At 61.2% G+C, this 14408-nt stretch carries 14 protein-coding genes; 10 read left to right on the top strand and 4 right to left on the bottom strand.

Features of this window, described 5'->3' with window-relative positions:
• Nucleotides 1–36: 36 nt before the first annotated feature.
• Complete coding sequence (gene metK, locus IB249_RS16895; protein WP_192306744.1) at nucleotides 37–1227, bottom strand: methionine adenosyltransferase; 1191 nt, start codon at nucleotides 1225–1227, stop codon at nucleotides 37–39.
• An 18-nt stretch (nucleotides 1228–1245) separates the two neighbouring features.
• Entirely contained in the window at nucleotides 1246–2241 is a 996-nt protein-coding gene (locus IB249_RS16890) for an ArsR/SmtB family transcription factor (protein WP_192306742.1), read from the bottom strand.
• A 260-nt stretch (nucleotides 2242–2501) separates the two neighbouring features.
• On the opposite strand from IB249_RS16890, the gene tkt reads away from it, so the two are divergent.
• The 6 genes from tkt to fba all read left to right on the top strand — a co-directional run bounded on the left by tkt (nucleotide 2502) and on the right by fba (nucleotide 8766).
• The gene (gene tkt, locus IB249_RS16885) at nucleotides 2502–4499 is read left to right on the top strand and encodes a transketolase (RefSeq protein WP_192306738.1); all 1998 of its coding nucleotides are present in this window, start codon (nucleotides 2502–2504) and stop codon (nucleotides 4497–4499) included.
• Between the two features lie 152 nt (nucleotides 4500–4651).
• Entirely contained in the window at nucleotides 4652–5719 is a 1068-nt protein-coding gene (epd, locus tag IB249_RS16880; RefSeq protein ID WP_192306736.1) for an erythrose-4-phosphate dehydrogenase, read from the top strand.
• A gap of 12 nt (nucleotides 5720–5731) precedes the next feature.
• On the top strand, nucleotides 5732–6895 hold the full coding sequence (locus tag IB249_RS16875) for a phosphoglycerate kinase (RefSeq protein ID WP_192306735.1): 1164 nt from the start codon (nucleotides 5732–5734) through the stop codon (nucleotides 6893–6895).
• A gap of 34 nt (nucleotides 6896–6929) precedes the next feature.
• Nucleotides 6930–7151, top strand: coding sequence for a hypothetical protein (locus tag IB249_RS16870; RefSeq protein WP_192306733.1), 222 nt, complete (start codon nucleotides 6930–6932; stop codon nucleotides 7149–7151).
• Between the two features lie 55 nt (nucleotides 7152–7206).
• The gene (locus IB249_RS16865) at nucleotides 7207–7539 is read left to right on the top strand and encodes an MliC family protein (RefSeq protein WP_192306731.1); all 333 of its coding nucleotides are present in this window, start codon (nucleotides 7207–7209) and stop codon (nucleotides 7537–7539) included.
• Nucleotides 7540–7701: 162 nt separating this feature from the next.
• Nucleotides 7702–8766, top strand: a complete 1065-nt coding sequence (gene fba / locus IB249_RS16860) for a class II fructose-bisphosphate aldolase (RefSeq protein WP_007913760.1) — start codon at nucleotides 7702–7704, stop codon at nucleotides 8764–8766.
• 79 nt (nucleotides 8767–8845) lie between these two features.
• On the opposite strand, the gene IB249_RS16855 is transcribed toward fba, so the two are convergent.
• Nucleotides 8846–9514 (bottom strand): polysaccharide lyase family 7 protein, encoded by a 669-nt coding sequence (locus IB249_RS16855; RefSeq protein WP_192306730.1) that lies wholly within the window; start codon nucleotides 9512–9514, stop codon nucleotides 8846–8848.
• A 319-nt stretch (nucleotides 9515–9833) separates the two neighbouring features.
• On the opposite strand from IB249_RS16855, the gene IB249_RS16850 reads away from it, so the two are divergent.
• From IB249_RS16850 to IB249_RS16840, 3 genes are read left to right on the top strand one after another with little or no spacing between them, the layout of a single operon-like run.
• A complete protein-coding gene (locus IB249_RS16850) occupies nucleotides 9834–11957 on the top strand; it encodes a putative bifunctional diguanylate cyclase/phosphodiesterase (RefSeq protein WP_192306728.1) in 2124 nt (707 codons plus the stop codon).
• A gap of 44 nt (nucleotides 11958–12001) precedes the next feature.
• Nucleotides 12002–12493 (top strand): M48 family metallopeptidase, encoded by a 492-nt coding sequence (locus IB249_RS16845; protein ID WP_192306726.1) that lies wholly within the window; start codon nucleotides 12002–12004, stop codon nucleotides 12491–12493.
• A gap of 15 nt (nucleotides 12494–12508) precedes the next feature.
• Nucleotides 12509–12805: a winged helix-turn-helix domain-containing protein gene (locus tag IB249_RS16840; protein WP_008033286.1), complete on the top strand. Its 297-nt coding sequence runs from the start codon at nucleotides 12509–12511 to the stop codon at nucleotides 12803–12805.
• A gap of 106 nt (nucleotides 12806–12911) precedes the next feature.
• On the opposite strand, the gene IB249_RS16835 is transcribed toward IB249_RS16840, so the two are convergent.
• Nucleotides 12912–13364: a GNAT family N-acetyltransferase gene (locus IB249_RS16835; RefSeq protein WP_192306724.1), complete on the bottom strand. Its 453-nt coding sequence runs from the start codon at nucleotides 13362–13364 to the stop codon at nucleotides 12912–12914.
• A 256-nt stretch (nucleotides 13365–13620) separates the two neighbouring features.
• On the opposite strand from IB249_RS16835, the gene IB249_RS16830 reads away from it, so the two are divergent.
• A complete protein-coding gene (locus IB249_RS16830) occupies nucleotides 13621–14358 on the top strand; it encodes a substrate-binding periplasmic protein (protein ID WP_192306722.1) in 738 nt (245 codons plus the stop codon).
• Nucleotides 14359–14408 lie beyond the last annotated feature (50 nt).

Raw genomic sequence — 14408 nt, 5'->3', positions numbered from 1 at the left:
GAACCGTGCGGGGCTTTGGGCACCGCCAGGGCGGCCTTAGAGGCCGGCAGCCGAGCGCAGCTGTTCGGCGCGGTCGGTTTTTTCCCAGGTGAAGGTGGTGAAGGTGTCTTCGCCCACTGTTTTGGTCGCCGGGGTGCGGCCGAAGTGGCCGTATGCCGCGGTGTCCTGGTACATCGGGTGCAGCAGGTCGAGCATGGTGGTGATTGCGTAGGGACGCAGGTCGAACACTTCGCGAACCAGCTTGATGATTTTGTCATCGCTGATTTTGCCGGTGCCGAAGGTGTTCAGCGAGATCGAAGTCGGCTGCGCAACACCAATCGCGTAGGAAACCTGAATCTCGCAACGCTCGGCCAGGCCGGCCGCCACGATGTTCTTGGCGACATACCGACCGGCGTAGGCGGCTGAACGGTCAACCTTGGATGGATCTTTACCGGAGAATGCGCCGCCACCGTGACGGGCCATGCCGCCGTAGCTGTCGACGATGATCTTGCGGCCGGTCAGGCCGCAGTCGCCCACCGGGCCACCGATGATGAACTGGCCCGTCGGGTTAATGTGGAACTGGGTGTCCTTGGTCAGCAGCTCGGCAGGCAGTACGTGCTTGACGATCAGCTCCATCACGCCTTCGCGCAGGTCGTTGTACGACACGTCCGGGTTGTGCTGGGTCGACAATACAACGGCGTCGATACCCACCACCTTGCCGCCTTCGTAACGGCAGGTCACTTGCGACTTGGCGTCCGGGCGCAGCCACGGCAGCAGGCCGGATTTGCGGGCTTCGGCTTGCCTTTGCACAAGCTGGTGCGAGAAGGTGATCGGCGCTGGCATCAGCACGTCGGTTTCGTTGCTGGCGTAGCCGAACATCAGGCCTTGGTCGCCGGCACCCTGATCTTCCGGCTTGGCGCGGTCGACACCCTGGTTGATGTCAGGGGACTGCTTGCCAATGATGTTCATCACACCGCAGGTCGCGCCGTCGAAGCCGACGTCGGAGCTGTTGTAGCCGATGTCGAGAATCACGTTACGCACGATCTCTTCCAGGTCGACCCAGGCCGACGTGGTGACTTCACCTGCAATGATTGCCACGCCGGTTTTCACCAGCGTTTCGCACGCCACGCGGGCGAACTTGTCTTCGGCAATGATGGCGTCCAGCACCGCATCGGAAATCTGGTCGGCGATTTTGTCCGGATGCCCTTCGGACACGGACTCGGAGGTGAAGAGGGAGTATTCGCTCATCTCGATTTTTTCCTGAATTTACCGATGGTGAGTGTCGCCAGCCGGCCGCTGAAAGTGGCGGACCTGGATCTGGAAACCATTACGTAAGCCTACATAGAGGCTTTCCCCGGGAACGAGTCCCGCAGCGGTGGCCCAACGGGCCAAGTCGTCCTGTTCAAACCCCAACCACAGATCACCGCAGGCCTCCCTGGCCCAACTCTGGTTGTGGCTGCATAACTCTGTCACAAGCAGGCTACCGCCCGGTTGCAGCAGGCCGGCCATGTGCTTTAGGGCATCGGCCGGCGCAGCAAAGTGGTGCAACACCATGTTCAGTACCACGCAATCGGCCTGCAGGCTGACACCCGTCAGTGCATCGGCCAGTTGCAGGCTGACGTTAGCCAGCTTTTCGCGCTCACAGACCTGGCGTGCCAGTTCAAGCATGGCCGGGCTGTTGTCCAGTGCCGTGACGTGACCGAAGCGTCGCGCCAGTTCCGGCAGAAATGCGCCGTCGCCGGGGCCGACTTCGATGGCGCTGGCGCCTTCGTTGAAACTCAGTTTGTCGAGCAGGGCCACCACGCTTTCGCGGTACTGTGGCAGGCCGGCAATCAAGTCCTGCTGGGCACGAAACTTTTCCGCGACCCGTGAAAAAAAGTCCTGGCTGGCCGCCGCTCGCTGCCCATGGACCTGACCGATCCGCGACTGCACGTCGGCAGGCAGGGTCAGGTTATCCACTTCATCGAGCAGCGCGGCATGCAGCTTGCCGCCCAACTGTTCGGTATGGGGCAGGGCGCGGCGATAGAAGATCGCGTTGCCTTCACGGCGCGTCGCCACCAGACCGGCCTGGGCCAGGACCTTGAGGTGATGGCTCATGCCCGACTGGCCGATGCCGAAGATCTGCGCCAGCTCCAGCACACCAAACGAATCGTTGGCCAGTGCGCGCAAGACATTCAACCGCAGTGGATCGCCGCCGGCCTTGCACAGGGCCGCCAGTTCGTCGCAATCGTCATGTTGAATGGAAGGCACGCGCAAGTTCATAGGGGCAGCAGTCTAGTGACGGCCGGAAAACACCGCAAGGGCAATATCAAAAAGTTTTGATATTGCACGATAGATGGCACTTCTCGGGGCGCGGGTCACTCTACAAATCGTCAGCGGAAAGGTTTCACCAGGCGAATGAGAATTTATCCACCGGAAAAACACGTCCAGATGACTATCTGTCATTGCCCCGAGGCGGGTCGGTGAGGGAAAATGCTCGCCTTTTTTCCGTTTCGTTTTATTCAAACCCTAGGAGATCAGCGATGCCCAGCCGTCGTGAGCGTGCCAACGCCATTCGTGCCCTCAGCATGGATGCCGTGCAAAAAGCCAACAGCGGCCATCCCGGTGCCCCGATGGGTATGGCGGATATCGCCGAAGTACTGTGGCGTGACTACCTGAAGCACAACCCGAGCAATCCATCGTTCGCCGACCGTGACCGCTTCGTGCTGTCCAACGGCCATGGCTCGATGCTGATCTACTCGCTGCTGCACCTGACTGGCTACGACCTGTCGATCGATGACCTGAAAAACTTCCGCCAACTGCACAGCCGCACCCCGGGCCACCCGGAGTTCGGCTACACCCCGGGTGTTGAAACCACCACCGGCCCACTGGGCCAGGGGTTGGCCAACGCCGTGGGCTTTGCACTGGCGGAAAAAGTCCTGGCGGCTCAGTTCAACCGTCCCGGCCATAACATCGTCGATCACCACACCTACGTGTTCCTGGGTGATGGCTGCATGATGGAAGGCATTTCCCACGAAGTTGGCTCCCTGGCCGGCACCTTGGGCCTGGGTAAACTGATTGCCTTCTACGATGACAACGGCATTTCCATCGACGGCGAAGTCGAAGGCTGGTTCACCGACGACACGCCTAAGCGTTTCGAAGCCTACAACTGGCAGGTGATCCGCAATGTCGACGGTCACGATCCTGAAGAGATCAAGACCGCCATCGAGACGGCTCGCAAAAGCGCACAGCCAACCCTGATCTGCTGCAAGACCACCATCGGTTTCGGTTCGCCGAACAAGCAAGGCAAGGAAGATTGCCACGGCGCCCCGCTGGGCGACGCGGAAATCGCCTTGACCCGCGAGGCGCTGAAGTGGAATCACGGTCCATTCGAAATCCCGGCCGACATTTATGCCGAGTGGGACGCCAAGGAAGCCGGCCGCGCCGCCGAAGCCGAGTGGGATCAGCGTTTCGCTGCCTACTCCGCCGCGTTCCCGACCGAAGCCAATGAGCTGATTCGTCGCCTGAGCGGTGAACTGCCGGCTGACTTCAGCGAAAAGGCCGACGCCTACATCGCCGAAGTGGCCGCCAAGGGCGAAACCATCGCCAGCCGCAAGGCCAGCCAGAACACCCTGAACGCCTTCGGCCCGCTGCTGCCCGAGTTTCTCGGCGGCTCGGCCGACCTGGCCGGTTCCAACCTGACCCTTTGGAAAGGTTGCAAAGGTGTCAGCGCCGAAGACGCCAGCGGCAACTACATGTACTACGGCGTGCGCGAATTCGGCATGACCGCGATCATGAACGGCGTGGCCCTGCACGGCGGTCTGGTGCCGTACGGCGCGACCTTCCTGATGTTCATGGAATACGCACGCAATGCCGTGCGCATGTCGGCGCTGATGAAGCAGCGCGTGATCCACGTCTACACCCACGATTCCATCGGCCTGGGCGAAGACGGTCCGACGCACCAGCCTATCGAGCAACTGGCCAGCCTGCGCTGCACGCCGAACCTCGACACCTGGCGCCCAGCCGACGCCGTTGAGTCGGCGGTGAGCTGGAAGCACGCGCTCGAGCGCAAGGACGGCCCTTCGGCGCTGATCTTCTCGCGCCAGAACCTGCAGCATCAGGCGCGCAGCGCATTGCAGATCGCCGACATCGCCCGTGGTGGTTATGTGCTCAAGGACTGCAGCGGCGAGCCGGAGCTGATCCTGATCTCCACCGGTTCCGAAGTCGGCCTGGCCGTTCAGGCTTTCGACAAGCTGACCGAGCAGGGCCGCAAGGTCCGTGTGGTCTCCATGCCCTGCACCAGCGTGTTCGATGCCCAGGACGCCGACTACAAGCAATCGGTCCTGCCGTTGCAAGTGGGCGCCCGAATCGCCATCGAAGCCGCCCATGCGGACTACTGGTACAAGTACGTGGGCCTGGAAGGCCGCGTCATCGGCATGACCACCTACGGTGAGTCGGCGCCTGCACCGGCGCTGTTCGAAGAGTTCGGCTTCACCCTGGAAAACATCCTGGGCCAGGCTGAAGAGCTGCTGGAAGACTGATCCACACGCTGTGTGGTCAGGACTGCCGTCATCGCGAGCAGGCTCGCTCCCACAGGGCTGCACATTGGCCCGTGTGGGAGCGAGCCTGCTCGCGATAGCGGTGGCCCAGTCACCAACGCGATAACGGAATCACCACGGTAATCGAGAACCCCATGCCTCAACCGCGTCCCTACAAAGTTGCACTCAACGGCTACGGCCGGATTGGTCGTTGCGTCTTGCGTGCGTTGTTCGAGCGAGGCGAGAGGGCCGGGTTCGAGATTGTCGCGATCAACGATCTGGCGGACATGGCCAGTATCGAATACCTGACACGTTTCGACTCCACCCACGGGCGTTTTCCCGGCGAGGTGAAGGTCGACGGCGATTGTCTGCATATCAATGGCGACTGCGTGAAGGTCTTGCGCAGTGCCACCCCCGAAGGCATCGATTGGGCGTCGTTGGGCGTCGATCTGGTGCTGGAGTGCTCGGGTGCCTACCACACCCGGGAAGATGGCCAGCGTTTCCTCGACGCCGGCGCGCCCCGCGTGCTGTTCTCCCAGCCGATGGCCAGCGAGGCGGATGTCGACGCCACCATCGTCTATGGCGTGAACCAGGATTGCCTGAGCGGCGACGAGCTGCTGGTGTCCAACGCCTCCTGCACCACCAACTGCGGCGTACCGCTGTTGCGCCTGCTGGACCAGGCCATTGGTCTGGAATACGTGTCGATCACCACCATCCACTCGGCGATGAACGATCAACCGGTCATCGACGCCTATCACCACGAGGACCTGCGCCGCACCCGCTCGGCGTTCCAGTCGGTGATCCCGGTGTCCACCGGTCTGGCGCGCGGCATCGAGCGCCTGTTGCCGGAACTTGCCGGGCGAATTCAGGCCAAAGCCGTACGCGTACCGACGGTGAACGTGTCTTGCCTCGATATCACGATGCAGACCGTCAGCGACACTGACGCCGCCGAGGTCAACCGGATCCTGCGCGACGCCGCCACCAGCGGCCCGCTCAAGGGCCTTCTGGCCTACACCGAGTTGCCTCACGCCAGTTGCGATTTCAACCATGACCCACATTCGGCAATTGTCGATGCCAGTCAGACCCGCGTTTCCGGCCCACGGCTGGTCAACATCCTGGCCTGGTTCGACAACGAATGGGGTTTTGCCAACCGAATGCTGGACGTTGCGGAACACTATCTGCAATCAGCTGACTCTCAAAAACACTGCTCTCCAAAACAGTAGGAAATGCGACCCATGACCGTGTTGAAGATGACCGACCTCGATCTGCAAGGTAAGCGCGTACTGATCCGCGAAGACCTCAACGTCCCAGTCAAGGACGGTGTAGTCACCAGCGATGCGCGAATCCTGGCTTCGCTGCCGACCATCAAGCTGGCCCTGGAAAAAGGCGCGGCCGTGATGGTCTGCTCGCACCTTGGCCGTCCGACCGAAGGCGAGTTCTCCGCCGAGAACAGCCTCAAGCCAGTCGCTGACTACCTGAGCCGCGCCCTGGGCCGTGAAGTGCCGCTGGTGGCCGATTACCTGGGCGGCGTTGACGTCAAGGCCGGCGACATCGTGCTGTTCGAAAACGTACGCTTCAACAAGGGCGAGAAAAAGAACGCCGACGATTTGGCCCGGCAGTACGCCGCTCTGTGCGACGTCTTCGTGATGGACGCCTTCGGCACCGCCCACCGCGCCGAGGGTTCGACCCATGGCGTGGCCAAATTTGCCAAGGTGGCTGCGGCGGGCCCGCTGCTGGCCGCTGAGCTGGAAGCACTGGGCAAGGCCCTGGGTTCGCCGGCCCAGCCGATGGCGGCCATCGTGGCCGGCTCCAAGGTGTCGACCAAGCTCGACGTGCTGAACAGCCTGAGCCAGATCTGCGACCAGTTGATCGTGGGCGGCGGCATTGCCAACACCTTCCTGGCTGCGGCCGGCCACCCGGTCGGCAAGTCGCTGTACGAACCGGACCTGCTGGACACCGCCCGCGCCATCGCGGCCAAGGTCAGCGTGCCATTGCCGGTGGATGTCGTGGTCGCCAAGGAGTTCGCTGAAAGCGCCGAGGCGACAGTCAAGCTGATCGCCGACGTGGCGGCCGACGACATGATTCTGGACATCGGCCCACAGACGGCCGCGAATTTCGCCGAGCTGCTGAAGTCGTCGAAGACCATCCTGTGGAACGGCCCGGTCGGCGTGTTCGAATTCGACCAGTTCGGCAATGGCACCAAGGTGCTGGCCGAAGCCATCGCGCAAAGCGCGGCGTTCTCCATCGCTGGCGGCGGCGACACCCTGGCGGCCATCGATAAATATGGCGTTGCCGAGCGTATCTCCTACATTTCCACCGGTGGCGGTGCCTTCCTCGAGTTCGTCGAAGGCAAAGTGCTGCCAGCCGTTGAAGTCCTGGAAAGTCGGGCCAAGGCCTGAGGGGGTTGAATTGACCAGGCGAGGGAGTGTTCACATGGCCAGGACGCTTGCGCTGTTGATCGTGGCGGGTTTGCTGGCGGCGTGCGGGAGTCATCCGAAAGCCCAGCCGGAACCTGCGCCGCAAACCGTGGAAAAGGGCTGCTACCAGGCCGACTGGCAAGCGGAAACCAACCCGGTGATCAACAAGCGCTCCGGGCCGGATGGCCTGGACAAATACGAAACGCAGACCCCCGCCAAGGAACATGGTTGTCCTTGACGGGTCTGACTCCTTACTCAGGGCGGGCGGCGTGGCCGTCAGTCGAGGAACACGGATGAAAGGTTTTATCGCCATTACGGCGCTGGCACTGCTGGCAGGTTGCTCCAGTTTCGACCTGTTCAAACCTGCCGAATCGACGGACAACTGGACGACCTGGACCTGCGACAGTCAGGCCAAGGTGCTCTGGCGCTACACTGATGACAGTCGCAAGGCCGTCGATGTGCGTCTCGGCGGTGCCGATCAGGTGTATCGCCTGAAGGAGGAGCCAGGTGCGTCGGGTGTGCTGTACAGCAATGACATGCTGGCGTTTCACATGAAAGGTGAGGAAGGCCTGGTTTACTGGGTCGCCACCAATGATTTGATTGGCCGTGGTTGCAAGTCCGAGTAATTGAAGCACTGCGCTCCCACAGGGAATCTGCGCAGTTCTCACGATTTTGTTGTACCGAATCACCAGAGCGGGCCTCGACCCCCGATCTGCAAAACTTGAATAGCCGCCGCCGCTCCGGCAGGCTGGCACGATTAACGACCCAAACCGGGAGAGAGACACACAATGGCACTTATCAGCATGCGCCAGATGCTGGACCACGCAGCCGAGTTCGGCTACGGCGTCCCAGCCTTCAACGTCAACAACCTTGAGCAGATGCGCGCCATCATGGAAGCCGCTGACAAGACTGACTCTCCGGTGATCGTTCAGGCGTCGGCCGGCGCTCGCAAATACGCCGGTGCGCCGTTCCTGCGTCACCTGATCCTGGCAGCCATCGAAGAATTCCCGCACATCCCGGTGTGCATGCACCAGGACCACGGCACCAGCCCTGATGTCTGCCAGCGTTCGATCCAGCTGGGCTTCAGCTCGGTGATGATGGACGGTTCCCTGGGCGAAGACGGCAAGACCCCGACTGACTACGACTACAACGTGCGCGTCACCCAGCAGACCGTGGCCATGGCTCACGCCTGCGGTGTTTCGGTGGAAGGTGAGCTGGGCTGCCTGGGTTCGCTGGAAACCGGCATGGCCGGTGAGGAAGACGGTATCGGCGCCGAAGGCGTTCTGGACCATAGCCAGATGCTGACCGACCCTGAAGAAGCCGCTGACTTCGTCAAGCGTACCCAGGTCGATGCCCTGGCCATCGCCATCGGCACCAGCCACGGCGCCTACAAGTTCACCAAGCCGCCTACCGGTGACGTGCTCGCCATCGACCGCATCAAGGAAATCCACAAGCGCATTCCGAACACCCACCTGGTGATGCACGGTTCGTCTTCGGTCCCGCAAGAGTGGCTGGCGATCATCAACCAGTACGGTGGCGACATCAAGGAAACCTACGGCGTACCGGTTGAGGAAATCGTCGAAGGCATCAAGTACGGCGTACGCAAGGTCAACATCGACACCGACCTGCGCCTGGCGTCCACCGGCGCGATGCGTCGCCTGATGGCCACCAACCCGAGCGAATTCGACCCACGTAAATTCTTCGGCGCCACCGTCACCGCCATGCGCGACGTGTGCATTGCCCGTTACGAAGCCTTCGGTACCGCCGGCAACGCTTCGAAGATCAAGCCGATCTCCCTGGAAGCGATGTACCAGCGTTACCTGAAGGGTGAGTTGAACGCCAAGGTCAACTAAGCGTCAGGCAACAACAGGAAACCCGCAGAAATGCGGGTTTTTTATTGCCGATCATCAGGCTGGGAGCGGTGTCTGCCGTCTACTTGTCATGATCGATATCCAGCTTGCTGAACGTCACCTTGCCGCCTTCACTGGTGTAACCGGTGTTGTCCTGCACATAGACCCCGGCCTTGAAGTACAGGGGTTTGACCCGCCAGGTCGCGCTGATGTTGGTGTCCCACTGGTAGCCGGCGGCGCTGATGCCGAGCGCGCCACCGGGGCTGAGGTGGATGAGGTAGGAAAACTCCTGGTCCAGTTTCACCCCGGTGGCGATGGTGATGACCCGTCCTTCGCCATCATCGGGGTGCATGCGCACCTTGGCGACGATGTTGCCGGTCTTGCTGGCGGTCTTGTACTGGTACTCGACCTTGACCATGGGTTTCTGGCTTTCGTAGGCATGGATCTGGCCGATGACGATCTTGCCCGAGCTTGGCACCTGGTTCACTGCCAGGGTGGCGCGCAGGGAGTTGTCGGCGTCCGGGTAGTACCAGTTTTTCAGGGTGCCGTTGCTGTAGGTTTCCCTGAGTTCGGTGCGGGGGTACTTCGCGTTTTCGGTGCGAGTCCCTGTGACTGGCGACCAGAAAAACAGTGTGCCGGTGTCGGAATGGAAGTATTGATTCTTGTAGCCCTTCACCAGTTTGTTTGTTTCAACCGTGTACGGCGGGCTGCCGACGGGGACACTGAGGTTCCAGGATGCGAGGTCGATCATAGGCAAAATTCCACAACGTTTTTCCGGCACGGACGTGCCAGAAGCTCTAGCACGGGCCTTGGAGGGCGCCCTTTATAAGCGTAGAGGGATTTTTTGTTAACGCCGGACTGACAGATGGATGACGTCAAAATCCTGTTAAAACGCCATCTTTCCCGTGTTTAGCGGGCTGTAGAGGCGACCGTTAGTCGGCAAGTGATCGCTGTGCTTAAATGATGGCGTACTGACAGCTTCTGCTTTCTCAGTTCCCGGTCTAGAGTGAAGGCTCAGTACTGTCCGGTTTTCACGAGAAACCGGCCGACGTCCCGACAAGAGAAGCAGCATGGAATGCGCGCAAACTACGCCAGCCGAAGGCACCTCAACCCTTTTGATCGTCGATGATTACCCTGAAAACCTGATCAGTATGCGCGCCTTGCTGCAGCGTCAGGATTGGCAGGTGATGACGGCTGCATCCGGTTTTGAAGCCCTCAGCCTTTTACTCGAACACGATGTCGACCTGGTGCTGCTGGATGTGCAGATGCCGGGCATGGATGGTTTCGAGGTTGCGCGCCTGATGCGAGGCAGCCAGCGAACCCGTCTGACGCCGATCATCTTCCTCACCGCCAACGAACAGTCCCAGGACGCCGTGATCAAGGGCTACGCCAGTGGCGCGGTGGATTACCTGTTCAAACCTTTCGATCCGCAGATTCTCAAGCCCAAAGTGCAGGCGTTGCTGGAGCACCAGCGCAATCGCCGCGCCTTGCAGCGCCTGAGCCACGATCTGGAGGTGGCGCGTGCCTTCAATGCGTCGGTGCTGGATAACGCGGCAGAGGGCATCCTGGTGGTCGACGAAGGCGGGGTGATCCGCTTTGCCAACCCGGCCATGTCGCGTCTGCTCAACGCCACGCAGCAGGACCTGCAAGGCACGGAATTCCTCGATTACCTGCAAAAACCGCATATTCCGGTCTGGGCCGACTCGGAGCTGTTCAGCGGTTACAAGCGCGGCGAAACCTTCCGCCTGCACGATGCGTTGCTGCGCACCGCCGCCGGCCAGCAGGTGCCTGTGGCATTGTCCTGCGCGCCGCTGCCCGCCGAGCAGCACGCGATGGTGGTGACGGTGCTGGACATGTCGGTGGTGCGCCACCTGCATCAGCAGCTGGAATTCCAGGCGGTCACCGACCCCTTGACCGGCCTGCTCAATCGCCGGGGTTTCTACCAGACGGTGGAAAACCTGTTGCTGCGCGGTGAGCGTTCCGACCGAGCCTGGGTGTTGTTGTACCTGGATCTCGATGGCTTCAAGCGGGTCAACGACTCCCTCGGGCATGACGCCGGTGACCGGGTGTTGCGCTGGGTTTCCGAACAGTTGAAGGCTTGCTTGCGTCCCTTCGACATTCTGTCGCGCATGGGCGGTGACGAATTCACGGCCCTGCTCGACCTGGAGTTTCCCGAGCAAGCGGCGAAGATTGCCGAGAAGCTCATCGAGCGGGTCTCGATCTGCCAGCAGATCGACGGCCTGGATATCGCACTGGGCGCCAGTATCGGTATCGCCACGTTTCCCGACTGCGGTGCCAACCTCGATGGTTTGTTGCGCGCGGCCGATATCGCCATGTACGAGGCCAAGCGTGCCGGCCGCCAGCAGTATCGCTTCTATGACCATGACATGAACGGTCGGGCCCGCTCGCGGCTGATGCTCGAAGAAAGCGTGCGCAGTGCCATTGAGAACCGTGATTTCAACCTGGTGTATCAGCCGCAGGTGGCCATTGAGGATGGACGGATCCGTGGTTTCGAAGCGTTGTTGCGCTGGCAGCACCCGAGTGTCGGCGACGTGCCTCCCGGGCTGTTCTTGCCGTTGCTGGAAGAGGCGCGCCTGATCAGCCGTCTGAGCACCTGGATCTATCAGCGCGGCGCCGGGCAGCGCAAAGCCTGGGAAACCGTGTTCGCCGAGGACCTGGTGCTGGGCGTCAGTCTGAGCAGCACGCAGTTCGGCATGCCCAACCTGGTGACCGAGTTGCGCCAGGTGCTGGAACGCCATGGTTTGCAGGCCAGTCACCTGGAAGTCGAGGTGACGGAAGAAGCATTGATGCTGAACCCTGAGGAAACCCGCAAGCAGCTGCGGTTGCTGCACAACCTGGGGGTTCGCGTGGCGCTGGATGATTTCGGTTCCGGGCCGTGCTCGCTGTCTCATCTGCGCGACCTGGAGCTCGATACGCTCAAGCTCGACCGCCACGTGATCGCCCGGTTGCCCGACTCCTCCAGGGACGCGGCGCTGGTGCGCAATGTGATCGACCTGTGCAGGCAATACTCGATCCTGGTGATCGCCGAGGGTGTGGAAACCGTCGAGCAGTATGAGTGGTTGCGGGCCAATGGCTGCGAGTACGTGCAAGGTTTCCTGGTGGCGCACCCGATGGTGGCCGAGGACGTCGGCGGCTTCGCGCAACCGTTCGACTGGAGCGCGTTGACGAACTGAATTCGCTACACTGGCGATCTTTGCGTAATTGATGTGCCGCCCCCATGACTGCCCTGAAATTTCTCCAGGCCTATCCCGTTGCGTTGCAGGACCAGGTGCGCCAGCTGATCGCCGAAGGTCGGCTGGGCGATTACCTGAGCCGGCGTTACCCGCAACGGCACGATGTGCAGAGCGACAAGGCGCTGTACGCCTACGCCCTGGACCTGAAGCAGGCATACCTGCGTAACGCCCCGGCCATCGACAAGGTGTTGTTCGATAACCGCCTGGACCTGACGCACCGCGCGCTCGGCCTGCACACCACGATCTCCCGGGTGCAGGGCGGCAAGCTCAAGGCCAAGAAGGAAATTCGCGTCGCCTCGCTGTTCAAGGAGGCACCCGCCGAGTTTCTGAAAATGATCGTGGTGCACGAACTGGCGCACTTCAAGGAATCGGATCACAACAAGGCGTTCTACCAGTTGTGCGAGCACATGTTGCCGGGGTATCACCAAGTGGAATTCGATCTGCGGGTGTACCTGACGTGGCGGGAAATGCAGTAGCGAGGGAGTGTGTGGATGGACGTGAGCAAGACCAAGAGCAGCTTCTATCGCCGTCTGTACGTGGCGTACCTGATCGACAGCGGGCTGGCCAGCAGCGTACCGGCCCTGACCGACGTGACGGGCATGCCCCGGCGTACGGCCCAGGACACCATCGCTGCCTTGGCGGACCTGGACATCGTGTGCGAATTCGAGCAGGAAGAGGGCGCGCGCAACCATGCCGGGCGCTATCGGATTCGCGAGTGGGGAGCGATCGATCGGGGCTGGATCGAGCGTAATCTGCGGCAGATCAAGGCGGTGTTGGAGTATCCCTAGGTCTCGCTGTGATAGATCGGACGCCTATCGCGAGCAGGCTCGCTCCCACAATGGATCTCCATTGTATTCAGTTACCGTGGGAGCGAGCCTGCTCGCGATGGGGTCCTCAGGAGCGCCGCATACCTATATGTGGAATGCCATCCTCGACATACTCCTCACCCGCCACCTGGAACCCGTACCGCCCGTAATACCCCTGCAGGTGCGCCTGGGCCGATAGGTAGATCGGGACATCGGGCCAACGTTTTTGCGCCTGTTTCAGCGCCTGGGCAATCAGTTCGTGGCCCAGTCCCTTGCCGCGATAATCGGGCGCGGTGATCACCCGTCCGATCACGACGTCGCCGCCTTGCAGTTCAGGGTCGAGCAGGCGCAGGTACGCTGCCAGCCGATCCCCGTCCCAGGCCATCAGGTGGCAGGTATCGCCTTCCAGATCCTGGCCATCCACGTCCTGGTAGACACATTTCTGTTCGACCACGAACACGCCGACGCGCAGTTGCAGAATCGCGTACAGCTGCTCCTTGCCCAGATCGCTGTGGTGTTTGCAGACCCAATCGATTGTCATCTTCACGTTTCCTTGTCTCAGTGATTGCGATACTAAGCGTCCGGGCGGGGGATGTCTGTATGGCGCAGAAATCTGTGACAAAGGCCAAAATGCCATCATTCATTTCGTGCGGTGCCTTCTTCTTTGTGTAATCTGAAGTGAAGCGCTGTGCTGTGGCTTCTATGAACTAAGGTTAGTAGCTGGGTCTTGCCGGTAAGGGTCCCTGGAGTTTTGGCTGAAAACACGTGGGCAGCCTGCCCGCTAAGGATTTTCGAGCATGCCGCGATTGCATCGAGCGTTGGTCTTGATCGGATTGCTGTTGCTGACTCAAAACGCGGCAGCGGAAAAGCTGCGACTGGTCGCCGACGCCTGGCCACCCTTTACCGACGCCACGCTGGTCAACGGTGGATTGGCCACCGACATCGTCGCCACCGCGCTGGCTCGCGCCGGCTACGCCAGCGAATTTGAACAGGTGCCGTGGGCGCGCGCGTTGATGGGCTTGGGCGAAGGGCGTTACGACGTACTGGTGAATGCCTGGTACGCCGAGGAGCGCACGAAACTGGGGCAGTTTTCCGGCGAGTACCTGCTCAATCGCGTGCGCTTTCTCAAGCGCAAGGACGCGCCCATCGAGTTCAATAACCTGCAGCAACTGCACATGTATCCCATTGCCGTGGTGCGCGGCTACGCCTATTCGCCGGCCTTCGAGGAAGATGCCTCGCTACAGAAAGTCCCGGTGCACAGTTTCGCCATGGCCGTGCGCATGGTTGCCGCCGACCGGGTCAAGCTGACCCTGGAAGACGAATACGTCGCGCGTTACTACCTGGCCCGCGAGTCGGCCAAGGTCCGCAACTCCGTGGAGTTCCTGCCCAAGCCCCTGAGCGAAAACAGTCTGCACATTCTGGTCAGCCTGAAGAATCCGCAGCATGCGCAGATCGTCGCCGGCTTTGATCGGGAGATTGCCGAGATGAAGGCGGACGGCAGTTATGCGCGGTTGATGAAGCAGCATGGGATGTGAGTCCGCGATAAGGAATCCGACGCCCTCGCGAAAAGGCTCGTCTCCACAGG

Source organism: Pseudomonas sp. PDM04, from assembly GCF_014851765.1.
Lineage (GTDB): Bacteria > Pseudomonadota > Gammaproteobacteria > Pseudomonadales > Pseudomonadaceae > Aquipseudomonas.
This window is presented reverse-complemented; position numbering and strand designations above follow the sequence as displayed.